Raw genomic sequence first — 25,585 nt, 5'->3', positions numbered from 1 at the left:
TGATGCTGCCCTTCATCAGCACGCCGGACAGCGGCCGCGCAGTCGCCCTGTGGGTGACGGCGGCCCTGGTGGCGGCGGGTGGACTGGTGCTGGGGCAGTGGTGGCGGGTACGGCGCGGGCGGGTGCCGCTGGTGCACCCCGCACTGCTGCGGTCGGCGCCGTACGCCCTGGGCACGGTGGTCGCCATGGCCCAGTTCGGTTCGTCCCTGGCGGCGGGGCTCGTCCTGACCCTGTTCCTGCAGAGCGGGCTCGGCCTGTCGGCGCTCACCGCAGCGGCCGTGACCCTGCCGTCGGCCGTCGCGATGGGCGTGGCGTCGGCGGTGGCGTGGCGGGTCGTACGCCGCATCGGCGCGCACACGGTCACCGCCGGACTGGCCCTGGGGATCCTCGCGCTGCTGGGCGGCGCGCCGGCGGCGGTCACCCTGCCGCTCGCGGCACTGCCCGTGGTGCTGGCGGCGGTCCAGGTGGGCTCCGGAGCCGCGTCCGGCCTGGCGGTCTCCCCCAACCAGGCCCGCATCCTCCAGCACGCGCCCGCCGAGGCGGCGGGGGTGGCGGGCGGCATCCTGCAGATGACCCAACGCATCGCCGCGGCGGTGTGCCTCAGCGCGGTGTCCGGAATCCATCTGCGGGAGCCCGAGCCCAGGACGGCCTTCGCGGTGACGTCGGTGGTGTGCGCGGGACTGCTGGGGGCGGCGCTGGTGGTGTTGGTCAGTGGGAACGCCCGAGGGGCGCGGGGAACTGCGCGACCAGCCACAACGCACCCGCAGCCGCCGAAGCACAGAACCCCCCACCCTCAGTAGCCCAACTCCAGCGGCCGCCCCGGATCCTTCGACCACTCCTCCAGCGACCCGTCGTATACCGAGACATCCTCACGACCCAGCAGAGTGAGCGCCAGCGCCGCACCCGCCGCAGAAATACCCCCACCGCAGTACAGGACAACCGGTGTGTCACCGCTGCCGATCACAGCCCCGACCCGAGCGGCCAGGTCGCCCGACGGCAGCACCCTCCCCTCCACGTCCAGCAATTCACGCCCGGGAAGACTACGGCTCCCGGGAACGTGCCCCCGCCGGCTGTACCGGGTGGGCAAAGTCCCGGCGTAACCCCCGGAGGGCAACGCGCAGACGAGCGTCCCGGGACGCTCCCCCCTGCTGATCGCGGCCACTTCGTGGACGTCCGTCCACAGTTCGGGACGCGGGACGGGGGTCACCGGTGCGACCTGCCGCGCCGGTGCCGTCTCCTCCCCGGATTGGACCGGCCGCCCGGCCGCTTCCCAGGCCGCCAGCCCGCCGTCGAGCACGGCCGCCGGTACGGAGATCGCCCGCAGCATCCACCACAGCCGCGCCGCCCAGATCCCGCCCCCGGTGTCGTACGTGACCACCGCACACCCCTCCCCCACGCCCACCCGGGCCAGCGCGGCGGCCAGCGCCGGCGGGGACGGCGCGGAGAAGTGGTACGGCGCGTCGGGGTCGGAGAACTCGCCGGTCAGATCGGCGTGTCGGGAACCGGGGAGGTGTCGCTCCGCCCACGCCCCCCGGCCGCTCGCCGACGTGTGGTCGCCGTCGTACCGGGGCGCGGGCAGCAGCGCGGTGGCGTCCAGCACCACCAGGCGCGGGTCGTCGAGACGGTCGGCGAGCCAGGTGTCGTCGACCAGGGGTCCGGGGAGCAGGGGGGCGGTCATGGCGGCCGATCGTACGCCCGTGAACTGGGCGTCTTACTCAGCGGGCATCACCGTCTCACATTCCGGATCACGCTTGCGCGATGCCCGTCGGCTGCCGTTATGGTTTCGGCCATCTACGCGGGAGCCCCTCCCCGGCTGGGCTGAGAGGGCGTCTGGGATCCGTTCGCCGAGCGCGGTCCCCATGGGGACGCCGACCGCACCAACCGCGCCACCCAGGCGCCCCGCGTAGGAGTTCACGTGTCCGCAGCAGTCGAGCCCAAGCCTCCGGTGGTCAAAACCCCGGTGCGCCGCTCCTGTTGTTGTCGCTGATCCACACTCCCCCCTTCTCGCCGTTTCCCGCGCTCTCGCGCGCCGCCTTCGGAGTACCCTCATGCCGCACATCCGGGTCATGCTCGACTATTTCCACCCTTGGCCGAATTCTTCCGGTCTGTACGTGTCCCGTGCGCGCGGCTGGTTCGCCGGGGCGGGTCTCGACGTGGAGCTGGTCGTGCAGGACCCGGGGCGCGGCGACACACTGGAGTACCTGGCGCGGGGCGAGGTGGACTTCGGGATCTTCCCGCCGAACCGGCTGCTCGCCCGCCGCGCGGCGCACAGCCAGCCGCTGATCGCGGTGGCGGCCGTGAACCACCGAGGTCTGGAGGCGGTCCAGACGACGACGTCGACCGGCATCACCCGCCCCCGCGACCTCGCGGGCCGCCGTGTCGCCCTCAACCCGACCCCGCGCGGCCGTGCGATGGTCCGTCACCTGGTCGCGGCCGACGGCGGTGACCCGGACGCGGTGGTCACCATCGACGCGGGCACCCGCGAGCTGACCGTGGACGACATCGAGGCGGGCGAGGCCGACGCCACCTTCGGCAACTACTGGTCGTGGGACGCCCTGCGCGGGGATTTGCCCGAGGAGCGGCGGCTGACCTGGCCCGTGGACGAGATCGGCGCCCCGCGCTACCACAGCTACCTGCTCGGCACGAGCGAGCGCCTGCTCGCCGAACATCCCTCCCTGGTACGGGACTTCCTGACCGTCACGGCCCACGGCTATGCGGCCGCCGCCCAGGACCAGGAGGGCACGCTGGAGCTGCTGGAGGGTGTGATCCCGTACTTCCCGCGCCCGCTCATCGCCCGCTCCCTCTCCCTGATCGCGCCCACCTGGACGGACACGGACGGCCGTTGGGGTGTCATCGACGAGGCCCGGATGGGCCCGTACGCACACTGGCTGGCGGACAACGGCGCCATCGCGCACGACCGGGACTGGGACCGGTCCTTCACCAACGGCCTGCTGGACGTGGCCGCGTGACCTTCCTGACCCGGCGCCTGGCCGTCGACTTCAAGCGGGTGGACAGCGCGCTGTGTCGCCGGGCGTGACCGCCCCCGACACCTCTGCCCGGCTCCCCTCCCCTCGAAGGAACCCTCATGCACCGCCGTACCGCCCTGCCCGCCCTGTCCGCGACGGCCGCGGCCGTCCTCCTCGCCGTCACCGGCTGCTCCGCGGACGCCGACTCCTCGGCAGCCGCGAAGGACGGCACGACGACCGTCACCCTCGCGCTCGACTGGACCCCGAACACCAACCACACCGGTGTCTACGTGGCGTTGCAGAAGGGCTGGTTCAAGGACGCGGGGATCGATCTGAAGATCGTGCCCTACGGTTCGACCGCCCCCGAGACGCTGATCGCCAACCACAAGGCGGACTTCGGCATCTCCTACCAGGAGGGCGTGACCACGGCCCGCGCCGCCGGTCAGGACATCACCTCCGTGTACGCGGTGACGCAGAAGACGAACGTGACCATCGCGGTGCGCGCCAACCGCGACGACATCGCCTCGCCGAAGGACCTCGACGGAAAGACGTACGCCGGCTTCGGCGCGCCCTACGAGAAGCCGCTGCTGCAGAAGGTCATCCAGAACGCGGGCGGCAAGGGCGACTTCAGGCAGGTCACCCTCAACACCTCGGCGTACGCGGCGCTCTACGCCGGCAAGGCGGACTTCGCGATGCCGATGCCGACCTGGGAGGGGCTGGAGGCGGAGCTGAGCGGAAAGCCGCTGAAGGACTTCCAGCTGTCCGACTACGGCTTCCCGGCGATCTACTCGACGCTCGTCGCGTCCTCCGACCAGTACCTGACGAAGAACCCGACGGTCGCGAAGAAGTTCCTGGCCGCCGTGGACAAGGGCTACCGCTACGCGGCGGCGAACCCCGACCAGGCGGCCGACCTCCTCATAGCCGCCAACAAGAGCGTGCTGACCAACACCGAACTGGTGAAGAAGAGCGAGCAGTTGCTCGCCAACGAGTACTACCAGGCGGCCGACGGCACCATCGGCGCCCAGAGCGAGGAGCGCTGGCAGGCCTTCGCGGACTTCGAGTACCGGGCGGGGCTGCTGAGCGACGCGAACGGCAAGAAGCTCACCGAGGCGCCGAACGCGGCCGAGTTCTTCACCAACGACTACCTGCCGGACGCGAAGGACGCCAAGTGAGGGCGGTGCTGCGGTCGTTGTGGCCGCCCCTGCTGGTGCTGGCCGTCGTGGTCGGCGGCTGGCAGCTGTACGTGACGGCGGCGGGCGTCGACCCGACGACGCTGCCGTCCCCGGCCCGGGTCCTGGCACAGGGCTGGCTCAATCGCGAGGACCTGTGGGACCAGACGGTCCCCACGCTCCAGGAGACGCTCCTCGGCTTCGCGCTGTCGTTCGCGGCGGCCTGGCTCGTCGCCGTCCTGCTGGACTTCTCGGCAGCCGCCCGCCGGGGCCTGTACCCGCTCCTGGTCGCCTCGCAGACCATCCCGATCGTCGCGGTGGCGCCCCTGCTGATCATCTGGTTCGGCTTCGGGCTGCTGCCGAAGATGCTGGTGGTGACGTTGACGACGTTCTTCCCGCTGGCCGCCAACCTGGCCGCCGGGTTCGCCGCGACCGACCATGAGGCGATGCGGCTGCTGCGCTCGCTGGGCGCCGGCCGATGGCGGGCGTTCCGGCTGGTCCGGGTGCCGAGTGCGATGCCCTACTTCTTCGCGGGCCTGCGGGTGAGCATCACCTACGCCGTCGTCGGCGCCGTCTTCGCCGAGTACGCGGGCGCCGAGGCGGGGCTGGGGATCTACATGCAGGCGCAGAAGAGCGCGTTCCGTACGGACCTGGTGTTCGCAGCGGTTGGGGTCACGGCGGCGCTGTCCGTCGCGCTGTTCGGGGCGACGTATCTGCTGCAGCGGCTGGTGCTGCCGTGGGAGCGGAAGGCGGAGCGATGAGCAGTCTGCGGATCGCGGGCGTGAGGAAGTCCTTCGGCTCGCTCGAAGTCCTGCGGGACCTCGAACTCACCGTCGAGCCGGGTGAGTTCGCGGCCGTCATCGGGCCGAGCGGCAGCGGCAAGAGCACGCTGTTCAATCTCGTCTCGGGGCTGGCCCGGCCGACGGCCGGGCAGGTGCTGGTGGAGGGCAAGCCGGCCGGGGTGGAGTCCGGCAAGGTCGCCTACATGCCGCAGAAGGACCTGCTGTTCCCCTGGCGCACCGTGCTCGACAACACGGCGCTGGGGCTCGAGGCGCAGGGGATCCGGAAGAAGGAGGCGCGGGCGCGGGCCGACGCGCTGTTCGCCGACTTCGGCCTCGACGGCTTCCAGAAGGCGTACCCCTCCCAGCTCAGCGGCGGGATGCGGCAGCGGGCCGCGCTGCTGCGCACGGTGGTGCTGGAACGGCCGGTGCTCCTGCTGGACGAGCCGTTCGGCGCGCTGGACTCGCTGACCCGCACCGAGATGCAGCTGTGGCTGGCCCAGATGTGGCAGCGCCACCGGTGGACGGTGGTCCTGGTCACCCACGACATCCGGGAGGCGGTACTGCTCGCGGACACCGTGCATGTGCTCTCGCCGCGCCCGGCCACGGTGGTCGAGCGCGTCGAGGTGCCGCTGGCCCGCCCGCGCGGGGCGGACGACTTCACGGCCCCCGGGTTCACGGCCACCGAGCAGCGCGTTCTGGAGGCGCTGCGCGGGCCGACGGCGGTGAGGACACCGTGAGCGCGCATCTGGCCCACGGGCTCGGTACCGAGCCGGTCGACCCCGACTGGGCGCCGCTGACCGACGCCGAGGTCACGGACGTGGTCGGCCCGGCCCGGGTGGTGTGGCGCAGCCCGCGTCCCCTGTCGGCGGCGGCCGTCGTCGAGCGGGACGGGCGGCGTCTGTTCGTGAAACGGCACCACGTCACCGTACGGACCCTGGCGGGGCTGGCCGAGGAGCACGCGTTCCTGCGGCATCTGCGCGAGCGGGGCGCGCCGGTGGTGGAGGTGCTGGACGCGGCGGCGCGAGGCGAGTGGACCTACGAGGTGCACTCGGCCGGGAGCGGCGAGGACCTGTACCGGGACGCGCTGTCCTGGTCGCCGTTCCGCTCGCCCACGCACGCGCGTGCGGCCGGCGAGGCGCTGGCCCGGCTGCACCTGGCGGCGGAGGGGTTCGACGCGCCCCGCCGCCGGGTGCAGCCGCTGGTCGCCTCGTTCACGGTCTTCACGGCGTCGGATCCCTGGACCGCGCTGTCGCGGTACGTCGCCGAGCGCCCCCACCTGGCCGCCGGACTCGCCGGCTTCCCGTGGCGCGAGGACACCCGGAGGGTTCTCCTGCCCCTGCACGAGCGGCTCGCCCCGCAGCTGCCCGCCCTGGCCCCGCTGTGGACCCACAACGACTGGCACGCCTCCAACCTCTTGTGGGGCGCCGACGGGCAGGTGACCACCGTCCTCGACTTCGGCATGTGCGACCGCACGACCGCCGTGCACGACCTGGCCACGGCGATCGAACGCAACGCCGTCCAGTGGCTCCGCCCCGGCTACCCGGTGTGCGAGGAGGACGCGATCGCCCTCCTCGACGGCTACCGGTCCGTACGCCCGCTCAGCCCCGCCGAGGCGGCCGCGCTCCCCGCCCTCCTCCCCCTGGTGCACACCGAGTTCGCCCTGTCCGAGCTGGGCTACTTCCACGGCGTCACCCGCTCCGCCGAGAACACCCGGCTGGCCTACGAGTACTACGTGAGCCACGCCGAGTGGTTCGCCGAGGGCGACGGAAGGCACCTGCTCGACGTCGTGGCCCACGCCGTGGGGACGCCCGCGGATCAGCTCGGCCGCAGGGTGTGACCCCGGCGGCTCCACTCCTCGGCGAGGAGTTCGTAGGAGCGGACGCGGTCCCGGTGGTCGTGGGTGATGGTGGTGATGAGGAGTTCGTCGGCGCCGGTGGCCTCCTGGAGTTGTTCCAGCCGGTCGGCGACCCGGGACGGTGAGCCGACGAACTGGGTGTCCAGGCGGTCCTGGACCAGTGCGCGGTCCTCGTCGCTCCACTCGTGGGTGCGGGCCTCCTCGGGCGTCGGGAACGGGATGGCTCCCTCGGCGGTGCGGATGCTGCGGACCCACAGGCCGTAGCCGGTGGCCAGTTCGCGGGCGGTGCCGTCGTCCTCGGCGACCACGACGTCCGCGGAGACGCTGACGTACGGCTTGTCGAGGAACTCGGAGGGCTGGAAGAACGCGCGGTAACCGTCCACTGCCTCCAGGACCGTGGCCGGACTGACGTGGTAGTTCGCCGCGAAGCGCAGGCCGCGGGCGCCGGCGACCTCGGCGCTCTGGCCGCCGCTGCTGCCCAGGATCCACAGATCGATGTCGGCGCCCTCGCCCGGCACGATGTGCGCCTCCACGCCCTCCTCGGTGCGGTAGGTGCCGGCGAACAGGGCGAGGATGTCGTCGATCTGCTCGGCGTAGTCCTGCGACGTGGCGCCGGGCAGCAGGAGCAGCTTGTGGTGCAGGGCGAACCGGGGTGAGCTCAGCAGGCCTTCGAAGGAGAAGCGGGGCGGGATCAGGAGACCGTTCGGGGCCCGGCCGTCGACGACCGGGGTCACCGCGGCCGGCGGAGTCGGCTTCCCGCCCGGCGGGCGGCCGCCCGAGCGGCCCAGGCCCAGGTCGAGGCGGCCCGGGTACAGGGCGTCGAGCAGGCCGAACTCCTCGACCGTGGACAGGGCGGTGCGGTGGCCGAGCTGGACGGCGCCCGAGCCGAGCCGGATGGTGGAGGTGGCGGCGGCCGTCAGGGCGAGGACGACCGCCGGGGACGTACCGGCGACGCCCGGGTTGAGATGGTGTTCGGCGAACCAGTAGCGGGCGTAGCCGAGGCGCTCGGCCCGCCGGGCGAGGTCGACGGAGTTGCGCAGGGCGTCGGCGGCGGTGGCGCCGGAGGAGACCGGGACCAGGTCGAGGACGCCGAGAGGGATGTCAGGCACGGGCTGGCTCCTCCTCGGCGGCTACGGCCGGCAGAACCGGGCCCCAGGGGAACGGCGGGTCGGGTATCTCCTTGCGCAACACCGGCGCCACCTCGGACTGGAACAGCTCCAGCGAGTCGCGGTGCTGCGGGTCGGTGAGGCCGCTCGCGTCCGCGTGCAGGTGGAGGACCGTGTGGCCGAACTGCTCGTGGTAGCGGTGCACCTTGTCGATGATCTGCTGCGGGCTGCCGATCAGGGCGGAGCTGCGGTCGACGAAGTCCTCCAGCGTCTCGAACACGACGGGCAGACCGACCTGCTTCTGGAACGCCAGGTTCGCTTCGAAGATCGGCCGGTACACGTCGAGCGCCTCCTGGGAGGTGCGGGTCACCAGCAGCCCGGCCGAGCCGGCGCCGACCGCGAGGGCGGCCGGGTCGTGGCCGTAGTGCTCCCACCGCTCGCGGTAGTAGCGGATCAGCTCGGCATACGGCTCGATGGGGTGGGTGACGTTCGCCGAGAACAGCGGGTCGCCGTAGCGGGCGGCCAGATCGACGGACTCCTTGCTGGTGGCGCTGCCGTGCCAGACCCGGACCGGCCGCTGGTACGGCCGTGGCCACACCTCGGCGTCCGTCAGCTCCGGCCGGAAGCGGGTCGCCGCGGTCACCCTGTCGTTGCGCCAGATCTGCCGGAACACCGCGTAGCTCTCGGCGTTGCGCTCCCACTGGTCCTCGGGGGTGACGTGGAACAGCTCGCGCTGGGCGGCGCCGTTGCCCTTGCCGATGATCAGGTCGAGGCGGCCGCCGGAGAGATGGTCGAGGGTCGCGTAGTCCTCGTAGGCACGGACCGGGTCGAGGAGACTGAGGGTCGTGACGGCGGTGAACAGCCGGATCCGCCGGGTGAGCGCCGCGATGTGGCTGAGGACGACCGTCGGCGAGGAGGAGATGAACGGCCGCTCGTGCCGCTCCCCCACGCCGAAGCCGTCGAAGCCGAGCTCCTCGGCCAGCAGGGCGTTGTCGAGCACCTCGCGGAAGCGTTCCTGGGTGGACTTCCGCACCCCGGTGACCGGATCGGGGCGGTGCACGATCAGGGTGATGGCGAGGAACTTCACGACGCGGCCCGCTCGGTGCCCGCCTCGTCCGGGTGGGCGAGGCCCAGGTGGTCGCGGAGGGTGGTGCCCTCGTACTCCGTGCGGAAGACGCCCTGTTCCTGGAGCAGCGGTACGACCCGGTCGGCGAACTCGTCGAGACCGCTCGGGGTGATGTGCGGGACGAGGATGAAGCCGTCGCCGGCGTCGGCCTGGACGTAGTCGTTGATCGTCCGGGCTATGGTCCGCGCCGAGCCGACGAAGTTCTGGCGGTTGCCGTTCTCGATGACCAGGTCGCGGATCGACCAGTTGTTGGCCGCCGCGAGCTCCCGCCACTCGCGGGCGGTGGCCAGCGGGTCCCGGTACATGCGCACCTGGGCACGGCCGCGGGAGATGTGGTTCTCACCGAGGTCGGGGTCGATGTCGGGCAGGGGGCCGTCCGGGTCGTACGAGGAGAGGTCACGGTTCCAGACGAACTCCAGGTGCTTGAGGGCGGTGGCGCCGCTGACCTGCTGACGGCGCACGTCCTTCGCGATCTCCTCGGCCTCGGCGTCGGTGTCGCCGAGGACGAAGGTGGCGGCGGGCAGGATCAGCAGCTGGTCGGAGCGGCGGCCGTACTTGGTGAGGCGGGACTTCACGTCCGTGTAGAAGGCCTGGCCGGCTTCGAGCTCGGCGTACCGGCTGAAGATGGCGTCCGCGGAGGAGGCGGCGAACTCGCGGCCCTCGTCGGAATCGCCCGCCTGGAAGATCACCGGGCGGCCCTGGGGACTGCGCGGGACGTTGAAGCGGCCGTGGATGTCGAAGTGCCGGCCCTCGTGGACGAAGGCGCCGGCCTTGGCGTCCCGCAGGAAGGTGCCGGTGGCCTGGTCGGCGGCGATCTCGTCGCCCTGCCAGGAGTCGAAGAGTTCGTTCGCCGTGGCGAGGAACTCCTTGGCACGGGAGTAGCGCTCCTCCTGGGGGAGGAAGCCGCCGCGGCGGAAGTTCTCGCCGGTGAAGGCGTCCCAGGAGGTGACGACGTTCCACGCGGAGCGGCCGCCGGAGAGGTGGTCGAGGCTGGCGAACTGGCGGGCCACCTCGTAGGGCTCGTTGAAGGTGGAGTTGATGGTGCCGGTCAGGCCGAGGTGTTCGGTGACGGCGGCGAGCGCGGCGAGGACGGTGAAGGTGTCGGGGCGGCCGACGACGTCCAGGTCGTAGATCTCGCCGCCCTGTTCGCGGAGCCTGAGGCCCTCGGCGAGGAAGAGGAAGTCGAACTTGGCGCGTTCGGCGGTGCGCGCGAAGTGGGCGAAGGAACTGAACTCGATGTGGCTGCCGGCCTTCGGGTCGCTCCACACGGTGGTGTTGTTGACGCCGGGGAAGTGGGCGGCCAGGTGGATCTGCTTCAGCGGCTTGCTCATGGGGTGTCCTCTCCCGCCCGCTCAGGCGGCGGCGTAGCGGTTGGCGGGGCGGGTCAGGCCGAGCAGTCCGCGCAGGGTGTCGGCCTCGTAGGCGCGGCGGAAGGCGTCGCGGCGCTGGAGTTCGGGGACGAGGCCCCGGGTGATGGCGGGCAGGTCGTGTCCGGCGACGGCGGGGCGCAGCCGGAAGCCGGTGAGGCCGGCGGACTGGAACTCCTGCAGCAGATCGGCGAGTTGGGTCGGGCTGCCCGCGAAGATCCGGGCGTCGCTGGTGTACTCCTGGCCGGCCAGGGCGTCGAGCCGGTCGCGGCGGGCGGCGGCCTCGGCGGAGTCGTCGTCGAGGAGGACGACCAGGTCGCCGAAGATGTGCAGGGGCTCGTCGGCGCGGCCCGCCGCCTGCTGCTCGGCGCGGATCTCGGCGACGATCGCGCGGGCCTGGTCGGTGTCGTGCGGGGTGACATGGCCGACGTCCGCGGCCCGGGCGACCAGGCGGTACGGGACGGTGGCGTGGGCGAGCGCGGTGACCAGGGGCTGGCCCTGCGGCGGCCGGGGCGTGATGGAGGGGCCCTTGACGCTGAAGTGGCGGCCCTCGAAGTCGATGTAGTGCAGCTTGTCCCGGTCGATGAAGCGGCCGGTGGCCACGTCCCGGATCTCCGCGCCGTCCTCCCAGCTGTCCCAGAGGCGGCGCACGACCTCCACGTAGTCGGCGGCCTCGTCGAACAGGTCGGTCACCAGCTCCTGGGTGGCCGGGGCGTCGTAGGCCTCGATGCGGGGGATCGTGCGGCGGCCGAAGTGGGCGGCCTCGGTGGGGCGGGCGGTGATCTGGACGCGCAGGCCCGCGCGGCCGGTGCTCACATAGTCGAGGGTGGCGATCGCCTTGGAGATGTGGAAGGGCTCCGTGTGCGTGGACACCACCGTCGGCACCAGGCCTATGTGGCGGGTGAGCGGGGCGATGCGGGAGGCGATCAGGACGGCGTCGAGGCGGCCGCGGACCTGGTCGGTGCGGTCGTCCGGGTCCAGGAAGTGGGAGGACTGGGGGCCGAGGCCGTCCTCGATGGTGACGAAGTCGATCAGGCCGCGCTCGGCCTCGGCGACCAGGTCGGCCCAGTATCCGGCGGTGAGCAGCTCACGGGGGCGGGCGACCGGCTCGCGCCAGGAGGCGGGGTGCCAGCCGGTGCCGTCGAGGGCGACGGCGAGGTGCAGCGGGGTAGCGGGAGTCGAGGACACGGGGGTGCCTTCCTGGAGGTCCGTACGAGGGCGCACGCCACCCATGACACGGGTGCGGCAGGGGGGAGCGCAGCGAGATGGGGGTCCCCCCGGCCGAAGGCTGGGGGAGGGTCAGGAGCAACAGAGCGCGCCGGCCACGCGCTGGAGGTCGATGTGGGGCCGGGAGTGGAGGTGCACGGTGTGGCGTATGTGGGTCACGACCGTCACCTCCCCCTTCTGGGCGCGTCCTGAGGGCGCGCGCGGCACATCTCGTCGTGAGTCACAACGCCCCGGCCTCGCCGGGTGTTCCCGGGGTGCGCACCGAGACGATGGTCGAGCGGCGGCGCAGCCGGAAGCCGAGGGACTCGTAGAGGCGGATCGCCGGGGTGTTGTCGGCGGCGGCGTGCAGGAACGGGATGTCGCCGCGCTCGCGGATGCCGTGGCCGACCGCGCGGATCAGGCGGGTGGCCAGACCCTTGCCCCGATGACCGGGGTCGGTGCAAACGGCGCTGATCTCGGTCCAGCCGTCGAGTCGGAGGCGTTCGCCCGCCAGGGCGATCAGCCGGTCCTGGTGGCGGATGCCGAGGTAGGTGCCGAGGGTGATCGTCCTCCGGAGGAAGGGTCCGGGACGGGTGCGGGCGACGAGGTCGAGGATCTCCGGCACCTCGTCGGTTCCGAGGGGGACGGCCTCGGGGGCGGGTTCGGTGCGGAACGCGCCGGTGGCGACGAGCTGGACGCCCTCTCCCCCGCCCAGCAGCTCCCAGCCGTCGGGAACGCGGTCGACGGGCTTGATCCGTACGGCCGTTCCGGGTCCGGCGAGGGTGTGCAGGTCGGCCCAGGCGTCCGGGTCGCGCGGGTCGGCGAGGGCGGCGAAGGCGTAGACGTCCGCCGGGTAGCGGGCGGCGCGGCCGACGCTTTCGGCGAGGTGGGCGTGCGGGCCGGTGAGGGCGGCCCAGACGGCGTTGTCGAGGGGGTGCGGGTCGGTGACGGTGGGGGCTCCGCCTCCGCGGAGGTCGATCGGGGAAGCCACGGAGGCGGAGTCCTTTCCTGTCGTGCCTAACTCAACTTGCATGGCTCACCGGTTCGGTGACGGTTGATCAGGAGTTGTCCAGCGGCAGGCCGGGCGGGTTGACCTCGGACTTGGCGACGGCCTCGTTGGAGAGGTTGTAGGCGGCCAGCCACTTGGCGTACTGCCCGTTCTTGATCAGGTAGTTGATGGCGTCGGCGAGCGGCTTGGCGAGGCCGCTGTCCTTCTTCGCGGTGGCGGCGATCAGGCCCTGGAGCGACTCGCCCGCGCCGGAGAACGTGCCCGCGTTACGGGTCGCGTTGGCGGTGCCCGCGGTCTGGGAGACGTTGTAGGCGATGCCGGGGTTGGGGCCGAAGAACGCGTCGATCTTGCCGCTGTTGAGTGCCAGGTAGGTGCCGTTGCGGTCCGGGAAGTACTTGACGGTGAGCTTCTTGCCCTCGGCTTCCAGCTTCTTCTTCCACTCCAGCAGGATCTTCTCCTGGTTGGTGCCGGAGCCGACGGAGACGGTGAGGCCGGCGAGGTTCTCGTAGTTGCCGTCGAAGTTCCAGGTGTTGGACTTCTTCACCTCGAAGCCGAGGTTGTCCTGCCGGTAGGAGGCGAACTCGTACTTCTTCTTGCGCTCCTCGGTGTCGGTGACGTTCGAGAAGGCGACGTCGACCTTGCCGCTGTCGATGCCGACGAAGAGGTTCTCCCAGGTGAAGTTCTTCGTCTCGGGCTTCAGGCCGAGGACCGCGGCCACCAGGCGGCCGAAGTCGGGCTCGGCGCCGGTGAGGGTCTTCTGGTCGTCGCCGACGTACGCCAGCGGGGCGAAGCCGGAGGGCAGGGCGCCGACGCCGATGTTCAGCGTGCCGCTCTTCCTGACGGCGTCCGGGAGTTCGGCGCTGATGGACTTGACCTCGGAGACCTTCAGGGTCGTCTCCTTGGCGGCGCCGTTGGACACCCGGCCGATGGTCACGCCGCCCGAGGCGGCGCTGTCGGTCGTGGTGGCGGCGTCGCTGTCTCCACCGCAGGCGGCGAGCCCGGTGGCGAGGGTGGCGACCGCGGTCGCCGCGGTGATTCCGCGAATCAGGCTGCGTCGGGTGAAGTGGGTGGGCATGGCCATCCTTTGGGGCTGGGTGTGATGAGAGAGGGTGATGCCGTGGGGGGAAGTCAGGGGGCGGTGTCAGAGCACCTTGCTGAGGAAGTCCCGGGTCCGCTCGTGCCGGGGCTTGTCGAGGACCTCGTGGGGCGGGCCCTGTTCGACGATCTTTCCGGCGTCGATGAAGACGACCCGGTCGGCGACCTCGCGGGCGAAGCCGACCTCGTGGGTGACGATGACGAGGGTCGTGCCGCTGGTCGCGAGGTCCTTGATGACGGCGAGGACCTCGCCGACGAGTTCGGGGTCGAGGGCGGAGGTGGGCTCGTCGAAGAGGATGACGCCGGGGCGCAGGGCGAGGGCGCGGGCGATCGCGACGCGCTGCTGCTGGCCGCCGGACAGCTGCCGGGGGTAGGCGCCGGCCTTGTCGGCGAGGCCGACCCGGCCGAGGAGTTCGCGGGCGAGTTCCTGGGCCTCGGGCTTGGCGAGCTTCCCCGTCGCCACGGGGGCGGCGGCGACGTTGTCCAGCACGGTCAGGTGCGGGAAGAGGTTGAAGTTCTGGAAGACGAAGCCGATGCGGCCGCGCTGGGTCAGGATGGTCCGCTCGCTCAGCTCGCGCAGCCGGTCGCCGTGCCGGCGGACGCCGATCGGCTCGCCGTTGACGCTGACGTAGCCGATCTCCGGCTTCTCCAGGTGGTTGATGACCCGCAGCAGGGTGGACTTGCCGGAGCCGGACGGGCCGAGGATCACGGTGACCTCGCCGGGCCGCACGGTCAGGCTCACGCCGTCCAGGACCCGGTGGGCGCCGTACCACTTGTGCACGTCGTGCACCTCGACGGCGGCGGGTACGACGTCGGCGACCTGATCGGTCTTCACGGTCTCGGTGGTCATACGGCGGCCTCCCGGCGGATGCGGGCCCGCAGGTCGGTGAGACCGGTCCGCAGCTTCTGCAACGGCGTCGGCGGCAGGGAGCGCGTGGCGCCCCGGGCGTAGTACCGCTCGACGTAGAACTGGACGACGGAGACGAGGCTGGTCAGGAGCAGGTACCAGACGGTGACGACGAGCAGCAGCGGCACGATGTCGCCGGGGTAGGTGGCGCCCATGGTCTGCGCGGTGCCGAACAGGTCGAGCAGCGACACGTAGAAGACCAGCGAGGTGGACTTGATCAGGCCGATCAGCTGGTTGACGTAGTTCGGGGTGATCGACCGCAGGGCCTGCGGGAAGACGATCTTCCAGAACTGGTAGCCCTTGGGCAGTCCGAGCGCCGAGGCCGCCTCGTGCTGGCCCTGGTCGACGGAGAGGATGCCGCCGCGGACCACCTCGGCGGCGTAGGCGGCCTCGTTGAGGCTGAGGCCGACGACGGCGATCACCATGTCGGTGGCGAGCCGGGACTCGTCGAAGGTGAAGAAGGCGGGGCCGAAGGGGACGCCCAGGCTCAGCGTCTGGTACAGGGCGCTGAAGTTGTACAGGAAGAGCAGGACGACGATCAGCGGGATGGAGCGCAGCGCCCAGACGTAGGTCCAGCTGACCGCGCGCAGCACCGGGCTCTTCGACAGCCGGGCGAGCGCGAGCAGGATCCCGCCGAGGAGGCCCAGCACGGCGCTGTACGCGGCGACTTCGAGGGTGATGAGCAGTCCGTCGAGGATGACCGGCCGCAGGAACCAGTAGCCGAAGCGGTCCCACTGGTAGAAGGGGTTGGACACCAGTCCGTGCGCGAACTGGGCCACCAGCACCAGCACGACGGCGGTGGCGATCCAGCGGCCCGGCCGGCGCAGCGGCTGGACGCGCTGCGCGGTGAGCTTCTCTGACGGGGTGTCGGCGGCGGGTGCCTCGGCGAGGGTCACGGCGCCTGGGGGTTCACTCATGAGGGGCTCCGGCGGGAGTCGGGCACCCCGGGCCGGCGCAGCCGCGGTGGGCGGCCGTCGTCAGACGTACGGCGCACGGATGCGTACGGGGAACCGGGGTGGGGCGGTCAACGGCACACCGCTCGGGCGGTGTTCGTCAGGAACGCGGAGGCGGGGCGGGGACTTCGGAGAGGTCAGCCCCGACAGCGGGCACGGCCCGGTGCGGTACACAGTGCGCTGTTCACGCGGAGCAGATCGACGGCGCGGTCGGCGACGAGCGGCTGCGCGGACGGGTGTACGCAGCCCCGGAGGCGGCGGGGCGCCGTCCTGAGAGCTGCGTACATGGGTGTCTCCGTCACTGTTGTGGCCCTCAGGGGCCCTCGCGCTTACCGAAACGTCCTTGCCGGTACGTCATCCGGTCCGGTCGTCACCTGGGGCACCCCACCGCGGTGCGAGGGTTGCCGGTCAGCAAGCCAGGGCTTGTCGCTGACACTCATGACCGTTCTGGTCCGTAAGTAAGGCAGTTGACCGATCGAATGTCAACGGCCGTCCAAGGAGCGGACTTGCTTCAGTCCCCGTTGACCTGCGGAGGGGCGCCGTCGCCGTCCGCCGCGTGGGTCGCCCAGTCCAGGATCTGGACGGCCGAGCCGGCGGCCTCCAGGCCCTGGCAGCGGGCGCGGTGGCGACGGGCGATGCCATCGAGGTCGAGGTGCGCGCCGAAGGCCGGGTGGGCGGCCAGCCGGCGGGCGTAGGCCCACAGGGCGGGGTGTCCGGCGATGCAGTGCACGGCGTCCGCGTCGAGGTGATGCCGGTGCACGGTGTCGAGCTGGACCAGCGCGACCCACAACTCCACGTCGGCGGCCGTGATCTGATCACTGATCAGGTACGGCTGGGCGCTGAGCCCTTGCTCCAGCACGTCGAGTGTGGTGAGGAGCTCGTCGAGCGCGGCGGCGCGCTCCGCCTCGCCCGCTCCCGCGTCCCCGGCGCGCTGTGCGGCCCCCTCGATGCCCCGCGCGCACATCCGCTCGACGGCCTCGACCTCCGACTCGGCGCCGCGCGGGTACAGCGCGGGCCGACCGCCGCCGAAGCTCCCCCAGCCTTCGGCCGGGGGGTCCCCCATCTCGCTGCGCTCGGCCAGGTCGCGGGCGATGTCGGGCCCGTGGGTGGAGACGATCCGGCCGGACCAGTCGTCGCTGAGCACCGGTGCGAGAGCCGGGCCGGTGTAGCGGTGGGCGCTGGCGTCGTAGAGCGGGCGCAGTGCCCGATGGCCGCCGTCGGGACAGTCGGGCACGGCGGGCAGGAAGGTCACCGGACAGGCCCGGTCCAGGCCGAGGAGGGTGTGGGTGACGGCGATGCGCAGGCCGTCCGGGTCGGCGGTGGACAGATGGAGGCGGTAGCGGCGCGGCACGGCGTAGTGGCCACTGCGCGCGTCCCGCCCGATGCGGCCCCGGAAGGCGGGGGCGGGGCGGACGGGCAGGTGGGTGGCCAGCGGTGTGACGGACATGACTCTCCCCGGAGGCGGGCGCGCTGAGGGACGTGCGCGCGGCGGATGCGACGTCGAAAAGGGAGACGGCCCTCGTCCACACGCGCCGACCGGGGCGGTGCCCGTGGGACACCGCCGTGGCTTTCGGCGCGGGGAGGGCCCGGCTCAGCCCCGGGCGGGTCTTTCGGATCAGCCTGACTCGGAGCCGCGGCGCCTGGGTGACGCCGGTGAGCGGGTCCTGGTGCGTGCAGCTGCGAGGCGGAGGAGGGAGCCGACGCGATGGAGGTCCCCCCGCTCGAGCGAAGTCGAGAGTGGGGGAGTCGGGGACCGACGACAACGCCGCAGATGAGCGTGCCAGGACCCGCGGCCCCAGGCTGATCCGAAAGACCCGCCCTAAGGGCTGATGGCGCTGCAGACGCGCTGCAGGTCGATGTGACGGCGGGAGGTGAGGAGGGGTGACGACCATGCCGTGCGGCTCGCTCGGCCGGTGGCCGTCTCCAGGCACCCCATGTTTCCCTACCCGTTCACTAGGATTCCTGGATCGAGTGTCGATCCGCCTCCGGCCGACGTCAAGGGGGCGTCCACCAGGTGAGTACGGGAGGCGGGGTCCGTCAGTCGGAGGCGGGCAGCGCCTTGGGTGCCTTGACGGTCAGCGGCTCACCTCCGAAGGTCAGCGGGCCCGCGCCGGAGGCGGTGCAGAGGAGTTCGAGGGTGTCGGCGGCGTCGACGTACCGCTTGCCGATCAGGGTGCCGGGCGCTTCTCCGGCCGGCGGTGCGGTCAGGGCCTGTCCGGCGGGGACCATCGGGGTGCCGCCGCACTCGATGGGGCCGGTGGCGCTCTCGGGGGCCCGGATGACGATCACCCGGGTGGTGCCGGTGGCCGAGGCGAGCTGGTCACCGGGGCGCGGGGTCGGTGCGGGCGACGACACCATGGCGCGGTTCTCCTTCTGATGTGACGGCCGGTGTGACGGGCATGGCGACTGCCGTGGTGGCTGGGGGCGGGGCCGGGGTGGCCGGCGGGTCGGTGAGCCGCTCCCCGAGGCGGTCCAGGTCGTACGACTGGCGGGCGAGCCAGAACCGCAGGAACCCGGTGAGGGAGTAGCGCAGGAAGAGCGCGCCGCCCACCACCGCCGCGGCGACTCCGCCGAGGCCGAGAGCGAGGGCGTCGCCCTGGCCGAGGGCGGAGTCGGTGGCGTGGGCGAGGGGGAAGGCGAGGCCGGCGAGCACCAGGCCCGCGAGCATCAGCAGTGCGCCGAGGCGCAGCCAGAGGGTGGCACGGGAGGCGGCCGGGTCGGGGATCCGCAGCTCGGCGAGTTCACGGGCGAAGCGTTCGGCCCGGTCTGCGGACGACGCCGGCACGGGGGTCGTGGTCATGGGGTGCTCCCCAGGTAGTAGGAGGAGAGTTCGGCGTGCAGGGAGCTGTCGGGGTGGCCCTGCCACTGGACGCGGCCGCGGACGAGGACGGCGGCATGGTCGGCGATCTTCAGCACGGCGGTGGCGAACTGTTCGACGACGAGCACGGCGACGCCCTGCCGGGCGATCTCGGCGACGAGTTCGTACAGTTCGGCGACGACCAGCGGGGCGAGGCCCATGGAGAGTTCGTCGAGGAGCAGGACGGCCGGATCGGTGGCCAGGCCCCGGGCGAGGGCCAGCATCTGCTGCTCGCCGCCGGAGAGGGTGCCGGCGTGCTGGGTGCGTCGGCCGCCGAGGACGGGGAAGCGGGCGTAGGCGGTCTCCTCGATCTCCTCCCGGGTGCGGCCGGTGAAGGTCATCATCAGGAGGTTGTCGCGGACGGTGAGGTTGGGGAAGACGCCCCGGCCCTCGGGGACGAGGCAGACGCCGGCGCGGGCGAGGTCGCGGGGGCGGAGGCCGGTGGCGTCCCGGCCACCGAGCAGCAGGCGCCCGCCGGTGGGCGGGTGGACCCCGGCGGCGACCTTCAACACCGTTGTCTTTCCCGCCCCGTTGGGGCCGAGGAGGGCGACGACCCGGCCCGCGGCGACCTCGAGGTCCACGCCGTGCAGGACGGTGATGCCATGGTAGGCGGCGCGGACGCCGGACAGGGCCAGCAGGCTCATGCTTCCCCCAGGTAGGCCGCGAGAACCGTCTCGTCCTGCTGGATCCGGGCCGGCGGACCGCAGGCCACGACCCGGCCCAGGTCGAGGACGTACACCTCGTCGCACACGCTCATCACCAGGCTCATGTCGTGCTCGACGAGGAGGACGGCGGTGCCGTCGGCGGCGAGGGAGCGCAGCAGCGCGGCGAACCGCTCGGTCTCCTCGGTGTCCTGGCCGGCCGCGGGTTCGTCCAGGAGCAGTACCCGCGGCCTGAGGACGAGCGCACGGCCCACCTCGACGAGACGGGCGATGCCGGTGGGCAGGGCGTCGGCCGGGTCGTCGGCGCGGGCGGTCAGGCCGAGCCGGGCGAGCACGGCGTCGGCGCTGCGGGCGGCGTGGCGGCGTTCGGGGCCGAGTTCGGCGGCGACGAGGAGGTTGTCGCGGACGGAGAGCCGGCCGAAGAGTTCCAGGTGCTGGAAGGTGCGGGACATCCCGCGCCGGGCCCGGCGGGCGGGCCCCTCGCGGGTGATGTCACGCCCGTCCAGCCGGACCCGGCCGGTGCGTGGCCGCCGTAGTCCCGAGACGACGTCGAACAGGGTGCTCTTCCCGGCCCCGTTGGGCCCGATGAGCCCGGTGACCCGGCCGGCCTCGGCGGTCAGGGACACGGTGTCGAGGGCCCGGCGTCCGCCGAAGGCGACGGTCACCTCCTCAGCCCGCAGCAGTGGCACGGCCCAGCACCTCCCCGTCCTCGGGCCGCCAGGGGCGGCGTACTCCCCACCACTCGGGCGGCAGGTCGGCGGGCGTCCCTCGACGTGCGGCGGCACGGATCCGCAGGGCCACGGCCGCCGCGAGGGCGAGGGCCGGCAGGAGCCAACCGTTCACCGCGTCCAGCGCAGCGAGCAGCCAGCAGCCGGCCAGCACCGCGCCCAGCGCCCCCAGCAGCAGCCGGTCCCGGGCGAGCGGCGCCCACTCGTCGCGCAGCTGTGCGATGACCCCGCTCGGGCTGTGGGCGAGGCCCATGCCGGCCAGGGCGATGAGCAGCGCGGACAGGTCCTGGGCCCAGGTGCCGAGTTCGCCGAGCAGTTGGGTCGGTACGACGAACGCGACGCCCGTGAAGAGGCCCGCGCCGACCGAGCCCAGTCCGGCGATGACCGCGATCAGGAAGAGGGGCAGCCCGGCGACGAGGTTGAACTGCTCGGCGGTGACGGTCTGCAGCTGCATGCCGTACAGGGCGCCGCCCAGCCCCGCGATGCCGGCCGACAGCGCGAAGACGGCGACCTTCGCGCCGAGGAGCCGGCCGCCGAGGGTGGCGTAGGCGGCCTCGCTGTCGCGCAGCGCGATCAGCCGGCGCCCGAACCGGCCCCGGCGCAGCGCGGCCACGCCGAGGGAGGCGAGGGCGAGACAGACGGCGGCCAGCAGGAGCAGCTGGGCCGGGCTGGTCAGCCGCAGTCCGAGGAGGTCGGGTCCGGTGACGTTCACCGAGCCCTGGTCGAACAGGGCGATCCGCACGCCGAGGACGTGGAAGGCGGGCAGGGTGAAGATCCACCGGTCGAGGACGACGGCGAACGCGGCGGTGCCCAGGGCGAGATAGATGCCGGACAGCCGCAGTGCCGGTATGGCGACCAGCGCGCCGACAGCCGCGGTGACCAGCACGGCGACCGGCAGCGCCCACAGCTCGCCGTGCGCCCCCAGGTGGCCCCACACCACCGCGCCGATCCCGGCGATGGACAGCTGGCACAGGGAGACCTGGCCGGCGAACCCGGCGAGCGGCACGTACGACAGGGCGATGACGCCGAGCGCGAAGACCGCGCCGTACGGGACGAGGGCGTCCTCGGAGAGAACAGTGACGAGGACCAGGGCGAGGGTGAGGACGGCGGCGGCGAGGAGCAGGGTGCCGCGGCGGCCGGGGAGCGGGACGGGGACCAGGCGACGGTCGCGGCCGCGCAGCCGGCGGTGCGGGAAGGCGAGCAGGGCGAGGAGGAGGAGCAGGGCGGGGGCGGCCAGGCGCAGGCCGGGGAGGTAGTCGTTGCGGGGGAGGTAGCCGGCGAGGTAGGCCTCCAGCAGTCCCACGACGACCGCGCCGAGGAAGGTCAGCGGCAGGCTGCGCAGCCGGCCGAAGACGGCGGCGGTGTAGGCGCTGACGATGAGCAGGGACAGCTGCTGGGCGTCGAGTGCGACCGTCGGCGCGATGAGGATGCCGCCCACGGCGGCGAGCTGGACGCCGAGCACCCAGGCGAGCCGCCCGGCGCGCAGCGGGTCGGCGCCGGTGAGTCCGGCGAGTACCGGGTCGTCGACGCAGGCGCGCATCTCGGTGCCGGCGCGGGTGCGGTGCAGCAGGAACCACAGACCGGCGGCGACGGCGAGGGCGACCGCCATGGTGACGGCCTGGTGCCAGGTGACGGCGGCCGCGCCGAGCCGCAGGGCGGGGCGGTCGGCGAAGAAGGGGGTGAGGGGGCGGGGGGTGTCGGGGTCCCAGACCCAGCGGGCCAGGGCGATGCAGCCGGTGAGCAGGGCGACCGTCATGACCAGGCGTTCCGCCTCGCCGAGCGCCTGCACCGGGCGCATCAGCACCCGTTCGACGAGCAGACCGAAGGCGGGCGCGAGGACGAGGAGGACGGCGGCGAGCGCGAGGGGCACCGGCCAGGCCCAGCCGACGGCCAGCTGCCAGTAGGCGAAGGCCGCGAGCATCCCGGCGGCGCCGTGGGCGAAGTTGAAGACGCCGGCCGTGGTGTGGGTGAGTACCAGGCCGCTGCCGATCACGGCGTAGATCGCGGCGGTACTCAGGCCGACCACCGTGAAGGCCAGGAACTGATCCATGGACTGGAAACTAGCTTCTCGCTATTGGAGAATCAACCATTCGGACACGAGGAGGTTCCATGGCCAAGGCACAGAGGCGCGGCGCCGCGATCGCGATGGACACCGCGGAGGTGGACGCGTTCCTGCGCGCCCAGCCGGTCTGCCGGGTCGCCGTCACGGCGTCCGACGGCCATCCGCACATCAGCCCGCTGTGGTTCGTCTGGGACGGAACGGCGCTGTGGCTCAACTCGCTGGTGCGCAGCCGCCGCTGGGCCGACGTGGTGAAACAGGGCCGGATCGCGGTGGTGGTGGACGAGGGCGGCCTCGACTTCCTGGCGCTGCGCGGGGTGGAGCTGCGGGGACCGGCGGAGGTGGTCGGCGAGGTGCCGCGCACGGGGGAACCGTGCGGCGGACTCGGCGAGCCGGAGCGGCTGTTCGGGGAGAAGTACGCGGGCGGGAGGTTCCGGTACGACGGACGGCACGGGTGGCTGCGGCTGGTCCCGGAGGAGATGGTCAGCTGGGACTTCGGGAAGCTGCGGCGAACGGGCCGTTGACGGGTGGCGGGCACACATGGAAGCGTGATACTCGATTTCAGAGAATCACATTCTCAAATCGGCACGGGAGGTCCTTTGAGCGACACCGACGACCTGGTGGAGATCGAGCAGCTCCTCGGCCGTTACGCGGTCTCGATGACCCGTGGCGACGTGGACCGGGTGCTCGGGGTCTTCACCCCGGACGGCAGCTACAGCGCGTTCGGCGACACGTACCCGCTCGACGAGTTCCCGGCTCTGATCGCCGCCGCCCCCAAGGGGCTGTTCCTCGTCGGCACGCCCGCGATCGAGCTGGACGGCGACGCGGCCACCGGCACCCAGCCGCTGTGCTTCGTCGAGCACGCCCGGCACGAGATGCGGATCGGCTACTACACCGACACCTACGCCCGCACGCCGGACGGCTGGCGGCTGCGCACCCGGGCGATGACCTTCATCCGGCGCAGCGGGGACCACGACTCGGGGCGGCCGCACGCCTTCACCCGGTCATGAGGCTCTCCCCGTTCACGCGACTCGACGACTTCCGGTGCGAGCTGCGCGACTGGCTGGACGACCACGACCTGTCCCCCGGCGGACCGGACGCCGGCCTGGACGCGCAGGTGGCCCAGCTCGGGCGGGTCCGGCGGGCGTTGTGGGACGCGGGATGGATGCGGTACGGCTGGCCGCCCGCGGTCGGCGGGCTCGGCGGGCCGAGCGCCCTGCGCGCGGTGCTCGGTGAGGAGGTCGCCGCCCGCGACCTGGCCGAGCCCGGGATCTGGTCGATGGTCGAGGTGCTGGTCCCGACCCTCGTCGACCACGCGCCGCCCGCGCTGGCCGCCGAGATGGTGCCCCGGCTGCTGGGCGGCCGGGAGCAGTGGTGCCAGGGCTTCTCCGAGCCGGGCTCCGGCAGCGACCTGGCGTCGCTGTCGACGCGGGCCGTCCCCGACCAGGACGGGGACGGCTGGGTGGTGTCCGGGCAGAAGGTGTGGACGAGCCTCGCCCAGTACGCGGCGCGCTGTGTCCTGCTGGCCCGCACCGGCGGCCCCGGACACGCCGGGATCAGCGCGTTCTTCGTCGACATGGACTCCCCCGGGATCACGGTCCGCCCGCTGCGCACGATGCACGGCGTGGACGAGTTCGCCGAGGTGTTCCTCGACGACGTCCGCGTCCCGGCGTCCCGGCTGCTGGGCGCGCCCGGCGACGGCTGGCGGCTCGCCATGGACCTGCTGCCGCACGAGCGTTCCACCTGCTTCTGGCATCGGATCGCCCACCTCTACGGCCGTCTCGACCGGCTTCTCGCCGACGGCTGCGAGGCCGACCCGGACGCGCTGGGTGCCGTCTGGCTCGACCTGCACACGCTGCGCTGCCGCTCGGCCGCCACCCAGGCCCGCCTCGCCGGGGGCGGACGGCTCGGCCCCGAGACCTCCGTGGACAAGATCCTGCTGGCCGGCGCCGAGCAGCGGCTGTTCGACACTGCCCGGGACCTGCTGCCCGGCGCCGTCGAGCTGTCCCCGCACGGCCGTTGGCGCACCGACTACCTCTACTCACGCGCCGCGACCGTCTACGGCGGCACGGCCGAGATCCAGCGCAACATCGTCGCCCGCCGTCTGCTGGATCTCGGAAAGGAGTGACCCATGGACACGACCGAGCGTGCCCTCCTGGCGGACGCCCTGCGCAAGACGCTCGTCTCGGGCGCCGATCTCGCCGAGCTGGGCTGGCCGGCGATGCTCGTCGAGGAACCGGACACCGTGGTGCCGCTGCTCTTCCGCCTCCTGGGCGAGACGGGCACCCACGCACCGGTCCTCAACGACGTCCTCCTGCACGCGGCCGGCCTTCCCCTCGGCGGGACGGCACCCCTGCCGTACACGGGCGGCACCTGGCTGGAGTGGGTCCGGGACGGATCGTCGTACGACAGCCCGCTCGACCCCGGACTCCCCCTGCGCCGCCTCGACGCCGGCGGTCCCGCCCTGCCGTGGGCGGCGGGGCGACGGGCGCTGGGCTGGTGGCTGCTCGGCACGGGCCACGCGATGCTCGCCCTGGCCCGCCGGCACGTCCTGGACCGGCACCAGTTCGGGCGCCCGCTCGCCTCCTTCCAGGCCCTGCGACACCGGCTGGCCGAGACATACGTCGCCCTGGAGGGCGCCGAGGCGACCCTGACCGCCGCCGGCGACGACACGGGCTCGCTCCTGGCCAAGGCGGCCGCCGGCCGGGCCGCCCTCACCACCGCCCGGCACTGCCAGCAGGCCCTGGGTGGCATCGGGTTCACGGCCGAGCACGACCTGCACCGGCATGTCCGGCGCGCCCTCGTCCTCGACGGACTGCTGGGCTCCTCCCGCGAACTCACCCGGGAGGCGGGGTTGTTGCTGCTGCGCGAGGGCCGGGCACCCCGTCTGGTCGAGCTGTGAGGAGCCTTCGAGAACGGCGACCCTGAGGAGTCCCGCGTGACCATCGACCTCTGGCCCGACCTGCTCGGCTGCCTCGACCTCGCCCCTCGGGGGACGGGCGTCTACGAGGGCCGTTCCCAACGACTCGCATACCGGCGGCTGTTCGGCGGCCAGCTCCTCGCGCAGTTCGCCCGCGCCGCCGCGCTGGCCGCCCCCGGCAAGGGCCTGAAGTCGCTGCACACCCAGTTCCTGCGGGAGGGTCGCGCCGGGGAGCCGGTCCGCTACGAGACCGAAGTCCCGCAGGAGGGACGTACGTTCGCGGCCGTACGGATCGTCGCGCGCCAGGAGCACGGGATCGTGGCCGTGGCGCAGGCGAGTCTGCACGGGTGGGAGGAAGGAGCGGACCGGCAGACGGTGGACCCCGTGCCGCCCCTGCCCGGACCCGAGCGCGCGGCCGAACTCCCCCTGCTGCCCTGGGAGTCGAGGGCCGCGACCGAGCTGGACACCGAGCAGTCGGAGCCGCCCGTCTTCGAGCTGTGGACCCGCGTGCCGCGGGCGCACCGGCACCTCGCGCCGGCGCTGCTGGCGTACGCCACCGACCTCACGCCGATCGGCACCGCGCTCCGGCCGGTGAAGGGGGTGCGGCAGACGGACTCGGGGCGGGTGTTCGTCTCGGCGGTGACCTCGCACACCGTGTGGTACCACCGTCCCGCCGAGACCGGGGACTGGCTGCTCCTGCGTCAGCACAGCCCCGTCGCCGCGCACGGGCGGTGCTTCGGTCGCGGGGATGTGCTGACCCGGGAGGGGACGCTGGTCGCGTCGTACGCGCAGGAGGCGCTGCTGCGGTTCCTGTGAGC

General features: G+C 72.7%; 28 protein-coding genes and 1 riboswitch. Of the genes, 11 read left to right on the top strand and 17 right to left on the bottom strand.

The window, feature by feature from the left end:
• Positions 1-2 precede the first annotated feature (2 nt).
• Positions 3-800, top strand: coding sequence for a hypothetical protein (locus ACIRF9_RS08520; RefSeq protein WP_403818296.1), 798 nt, complete (start codon positions 3-5; stop codon positions 798-800).
• Here the strand turns inward: ACIRF9_RS08520 and ACIRF9_RS08515 are convergent.
• Complete coding sequence (locus tag ACIRF9_RS08515; RefSeq protein WP_403818295.1) at positions 794-1,678, bottom strand: sulfurtransferase; 885 nt, start codon at positions 1,676-1,678, stop codon at positions 794-796. The two genes, ACIRF9_RS08520 and ACIRF9_RS08515, sit on opposite strands and share 7 nt — an antisense overlap.
• A gap of 370 nt (positions 1,679-2,048) precedes the next feature.
• Here ACIRF9_RS08515 and ACIRF9_RS08510 point away from each other — a divergent pair, with 370 nt between their 5' ends.
• From ACIRF9_RS08510 to ACIRF9_RS08490, 5 genes are all read left to right on the top strand, one after another.
• A complete protein-coding gene (locus ACIRF9_RS08510; RefSeq protein WP_403818293.1) occupies positions 2,049-2,969 on the top strand; it encodes an ABC transporter substrate-binding protein in 921 nt (306 codons plus the stop codon).
• A gap of 116 nt (positions 2,970-3,085) precedes the next feature.
• Complete coding sequence (locus tag ACIRF9_RS08505) at positions 3,086-4,138, top strand: ABC transporter substrate-binding protein (protein WP_403818291.1); 1,053 nt, start codon at positions 3,086-3,088, stop codon at positions 4,136-4,138.
• A complete protein-coding gene (locus tag ACIRF9_RS08500) occupies positions 4,135-4,896 on the top strand; it encodes an ABC transporter permease (protein ID WP_403818289.1) in 762 nt (253 codons plus the stop codon). Before ACIRF9_RS08505 ends, ACIRF9_RS08500 begins: the two co-directional genes overlap by 4 nt.
• Positions 4,893-5,654 (top strand): ABC transporter ATP-binding protein, encoded by a 762-nt coding sequence (locus ACIRF9_RS08495; RefSeq protein ID WP_403818287.1) that lies wholly within the window; start codon positions 4,893-4,895, stop codon positions 5,652-5,654. Before ACIRF9_RS08500 ends, ACIRF9_RS08495 begins: the two co-directional genes overlap by 4 nt.
• Entirely contained in the window at positions 5,651-6,754 is a 1,104-nt protein-coding gene (locus ACIRF9_RS08490) for a phosphotransferase enzyme family protein (RefSeq protein WP_403818285.1), read from the top strand. Before ACIRF9_RS08495 ends, ACIRF9_RS08490 begins: the two co-directional genes overlap by 4 nt.
• Here the strand turns inward: ACIRF9_RS08490 and ACIRF9_RS08485 are convergent.
• The 16 genes from ACIRF9_RS08485 to ACIRF9_RS08410 form a co-directional block, all read right to left on the bottom strand.
• On the bottom strand, positions 6,733-7,881 hold the full coding sequence (locus tag ACIRF9_RS08485; protein WP_403818283.1) for an LLM class flavin-dependent oxidoreductase: 1,149 nt from the start codon (positions 7,879-7,881) through the stop codon (positions 6,733-6,735). The genes ACIRF9_RS08490 and ACIRF9_RS08485 overlap by 22 nt on opposite strands.
• Positions 7,874-8,965 (bottom strand): LLM class flavin-dependent oxidoreductase, encoded by a 1,092-nt coding sequence (locus tag ACIRF9_RS08480; protein WP_403818281.1) that lies wholly within the window; start codon positions 8,963-8,965, stop codon positions 7,874-7,876. The genes ACIRF9_RS08485 and ACIRF9_RS08480 overlap by 8 nt, the downstream gene beginning before the upstream one ends.
• Entirely contained in the window at positions 8,962-10,335 is a 1,374-nt protein-coding gene (locus ACIRF9_RS08475) for an NtaA/DmoA family FMN-dependent monooxygenase (RefSeq protein WP_403818279.1), read from the bottom strand. The genes ACIRF9_RS08480 and ACIRF9_RS08475 overlap by 4 nt, the downstream gene beginning before the upstream one ends.
• A gap of 21 nt (positions 10,336-10,356) precedes the next feature.
• On the bottom strand, positions 10,357-11,559 hold the full coding sequence (locus ACIRF9_RS08470) for an LLM class flavin-dependent oxidoreductase (protein WP_403819011.1): 1,203 nt from the start codon (positions 11,557-11,559) through the stop codon (positions 10,357-10,359).
• A 111-nt stretch (positions 11,560-11,670) separates the two neighbouring features.
• Positions 11,671-11,736, bottom strand: a complete 66-nt coding sequence (locus ACIRF9_RS08465) for a putative leader peptide (protein WP_313663591.1) — start codon at positions 11,734-11,736, stop codon at positions 11,671-11,673.
• 82 nt (positions 11,737-11,818) lie between these two features.
• Complete coding sequence (locus ACIRF9_RS08460) at positions 11,819-12,568, bottom strand: GNAT family N-acetyltransferase (RefSeq protein WP_403818277.1); 750 nt, start codon at positions 12,566-12,568, stop codon at positions 11,819-11,821.
• Positions 12,569-12,635: 67 nt separating this feature from the next.
• Positions 12,636-13,661, bottom strand: a complete 1,026-nt coding sequence (locus ACIRF9_RS08455) for an ABC transporter substrate-binding protein (RefSeq protein ID WP_403818275.1) — start codon at positions 13,659-13,661, stop codon at positions 12,636-12,638.
• 66 nt (positions 13,662-13,727) lie between these two features.
• Positions 13,728-14,531 carry an amino acid ABC transporter ATP-binding protein gene (locus tag ACIRF9_RS08450; RefSeq protein ID WP_403818274.1) on the bottom strand — a complete coding sequence of 268 codons (804 nt, stop codon included), beginning with the start codon at positions 14,529-14,531 and terminating at the stop codon, positions 13,728-13,730.
• Positions 14,528-15,505 carry an amino acid ABC transporter permease gene (locus ACIRF9_RS08445; RefSeq protein WP_403818272.1) on the bottom strand — a complete coding sequence of 326 codons (978 nt, stop codon included), beginning with the start codon at positions 15,503-15,505 and terminating at the stop codon, positions 14,528-14,530. Before ACIRF9_RS08445 ends, ACIRF9_RS08450 begins: the two co-directional genes overlap by 4 nt.
• Before the next feature lie 356 nt (positions 15,506-15,861).
• Positions 15,862-15,985, bottom strand: a riboswitch (SAM riboswitch).
• Between the two features lie 67 nt (positions 15,986-16,052).
• Entirely contained in the window at positions 16,053-16,988 is a 936-nt protein-coding gene (locus tag ACIRF9_RS08440; RefSeq protein WP_403818271.1) for a glutathione S-transferase C-terminal domain-containing protein, read from the bottom strand.
• A 372-nt stretch (positions 16,989-17,360) separates the two neighbouring features.
• The gene (locus ACIRF9_RS08435; RefSeq protein ID WP_403818269.1) at positions 17,361-17,477 is read right to left on the bottom strand and encodes a putative leader peptide; all 117 of its coding nucleotides are present in this window, start codon (positions 17,475-17,477) and stop codon (positions 17,361-17,363) included.
• Positions 17,478-17,578: 101 nt separating this feature from the next.
• Positions 17,579-17,899 carry a hypothetical protein gene (locus ACIRF9_RS08430; protein ID WP_403818268.1) on the bottom strand — a complete coding sequence of 107 codons (321 nt, stop codon included), beginning with the start codon at positions 17,897-17,899 and terminating at the stop codon, positions 17,579-17,581.
• A complete protein-coding gene (locus ACIRF9_RS08425) occupies positions 17,862-18,341 on the bottom strand; it encodes a hypothetical protein (RefSeq protein ID WP_403818267.1) in 480 nt (159 codons plus the stop codon). Before ACIRF9_RS08425 ends, ACIRF9_RS08430 begins: the two co-directional genes overlap by 38 nt.
• Positions 18,338-19,042, bottom strand: coding sequence for an ABC transporter ATP-binding protein (locus ACIRF9_RS08420; RefSeq protein ID WP_403818265.1), 705 nt, complete (start codon positions 19,040-19,042; stop codon positions 18,338-18,340). Before ACIRF9_RS08420 ends, ACIRF9_RS08425 begins: the two co-directional genes overlap by 4 nt.
• Positions 19,039-19,749, bottom strand: a complete 711-nt coding sequence (locus tag ACIRF9_RS08415; RefSeq protein ID WP_403818264.1) for an ABC transporter ATP-binding protein — start codon at positions 19,747-19,749, stop codon at positions 19,039-19,041. Before ACIRF9_RS08415 ends, ACIRF9_RS08420 begins: the two co-directional genes overlap by 4 nt.
• A complete protein-coding gene (locus tag ACIRF9_RS08410; RefSeq protein WP_403818262.1) occupies positions 19,730-21,838 on the bottom strand; it encodes an ABC transporter permease in 2,109 nt (702 codons plus the stop codon). The genes ACIRF9_RS08415 and ACIRF9_RS08410 overlap by 20 nt, the downstream gene beginning before the upstream one ends.
• Before the next feature lie 59 nt (positions 21,839-21,897).
• On the opposite strand from ACIRF9_RS08410, the gene ACIRF9_RS08405 reads away from it, so the two are divergent.
• From ACIRF9_RS08405 to ACIRF9_RS08385, 5 genes are all read left to right on the top strand, one after another.
• A complete protein-coding gene (locus ACIRF9_RS08405; protein ID WP_403818260.1) occupies positions 21,898-22,371 on the top strand; it encodes a pyridoxamine 5'-phosphate oxidase family protein in 474 nt (157 codons plus the stop codon).
• A gap of 75 nt (positions 22,372-22,446) precedes the next feature.
• The gene (locus tag ACIRF9_RS08400; RefSeq protein ID WP_403818259.1) at positions 22,447-22,857 is read left to right on the top strand and encodes a nuclear transport factor 2 family protein; all 411 of its coding nucleotides are present in this window, start codon (positions 22,447-22,449) and stop codon (positions 22,855-22,857) included.
• Positions 22,854-23,975 carry an acyl-CoA dehydrogenase family protein gene (locus tag ACIRF9_RS08395; RefSeq protein WP_403818257.1) on the top strand — a complete coding sequence of 374 codons (1,122 nt, stop codon included), beginning with the start codon at positions 22,854-22,856 and terminating at the stop codon, positions 23,973-23,975. The genes ACIRF9_RS08400 and ACIRF9_RS08395 overlap by 4 nt, the downstream gene beginning before the upstream one ends.
• Before the next feature lie 3 nt (positions 23,976-23,978).
• A complete protein-coding gene (locus ACIRF9_RS08390) occupies positions 23,979-24,749 on the top strand; it encodes an acyl-CoA dehydrogenase family protein (RefSeq protein ID WP_403818255.1) in 771 nt (256 codons plus the stop codon).
• Between the two features lie 36 nt (positions 24,750-24,785).
• A complete protein-coding gene (locus tag ACIRF9_RS08385) occupies positions 24,786-25,583 on the top strand; it encodes an acyl-CoA thioesterase (protein ID WP_403818253.1) in 798 nt (265 codons plus the stop codon).
• Positions 25,584-25,585: the final 2 nt, after the last annotated feature.

It is taken from the genome of Streptomyces sp. NPDC096132 (assembly GCF_044763345.1).
Taxonomy (GTDB): Bacteria; Actinomycetota; Actinomycetes; order Streptomycetales; family Streptomycetaceae; genus Streptomyces.
This window is presented reverse-complemented; position numbering and strand designations above follow the sequence as displayed.

Excerpts from the sequence above, each read along its gene's own strand:
- ACIRF9_RS08520 (WP_403818296.1), top strand. The coding sequence starts at position 3 with ATGCTGCCCTTCATCAGCACGCCGGACAGCGGCCGCGCAGTCGCCCTG.
- ACIRF9_RS08515 (WP_403818295.1), bottom strand. The coding sequence starts at position 1,678 with ATGACCGCCCCCCTGCTCCCCGGACCCCTGGTCGACGACACCTGGCTC.
- ACIRF9_RS08510 (WP_403818293.1), top strand. The coding sequence starts at position 2,049 with ATGCCGCACATCCGGGTCATGCTCGACTATTTCCACCCTTGGCCGAAT.
- ACIRF9_RS08505 (WP_403818291.1), top strand. The coding sequence starts at position 3,086 with ATGCACCGCCGTACCGCCCTGCCCGCCCTGTCCGCGACGGCCGCGGCC.
- ACIRF9_RS08495 (WP_403818287.1), top strand. The coding sequence starts at position 4,893 with ATGAGCAGTCTGCGGATCGCGGGCGTGAGGAAGTCCTTCGGCTCGCTC.
- ACIRF9_RS08475 (WP_403818279.1), bottom strand. The coding sequence starts at position 10,335 with ATGAGCAAGCCGCTGAAGCAGATCCACCTGGCCGCCCACTTCCCCGGC.
- ACIRF9_RS08455 (WP_403818275.1), bottom strand. The coding sequence starts at position 13,661 with ATGCCCACCCACTTCACCCGACGCAGCCTGATTCGCGGAATCACCGCG.
- ACIRF9_RS08450 (WP_403818274.1), bottom strand. The coding sequence starts at position 14,531 with ATGACCACCGAGACCGTGAAGACCGATCAGGTCGCCGACGTCGTACCC.
- ACIRF9_RS08445 (WP_403818272.1), bottom strand. The coding sequence starts at position 15,505 with ATGAGTGAACCCCCAGGCGCCGTGACCCTCGCCGAGGCACCCGCCGCC.
- ACIRF9_RS08440 (WP_403818271.1), bottom strand. The coding sequence starts at position 16,988 with ATGTCCGTCACACCGCTGGCCACCCACCTGCCCGTCCGCCCCGCCCCC.
- ACIRF9_RS08435 (WP_403818269.1), bottom strand. The coding sequence starts at position 17,477 with ATGGGGTGCCTGGAGACGGCCACCGGCCGAGCGAGCCGCACGGCATGG.
- ACIRF9_RS08430 (WP_403818268.1), bottom strand. The coding sequence starts at position 17,899 with ATGGTGTCGTCGCCCGCACCGACCCCGCGCCCCGGTGACCAGCTCGCC.
- ACIRF9_RS08425 (WP_403818267.1), bottom strand. The coding sequence starts at position 18,341 with ATGACCACGACCCCCGTGCCGGCGTCGTCCGCAGACCGGGCCGAACGC.
- ACIRF9_RS08420 (WP_403818265.1), bottom strand. The coding sequence starts at position 19,042 with ATGAGCCTGCTGGCCCTGTCCGGCGTCCGCGCCGCCTACCATGGCATC.
- ACIRF9_RS08410 (WP_403818262.1), bottom strand. The coding sequence starts at position 21,838 with ATGGATCAGTTCCTGGCCTTCACGGTGGTCGGCCTGAGTACCGCCGCG.
- ACIRF9_RS08405 (WP_403818260.1), top strand. The coding sequence starts at position 21,898 with ATGGCCAAGGCACAGAGGCGCGGCGCCGCGATCGCGATGGACACCGCG.
- ACIRF9_RS08395 (WP_403818257.1), top strand. The coding sequence starts at position 22,854 with ATGAGGCTCTCCCCGTTCACGCGACTCGACGACTTCCGGTGCGAGCTG.
- ACIRF9_RS08390 (WP_403818255.1), top strand. The coding sequence starts at position 23,979 with ATGGACACGACCGAGCGTGCCCTCCTGGCGGACGCCCTGCGCAAGACG.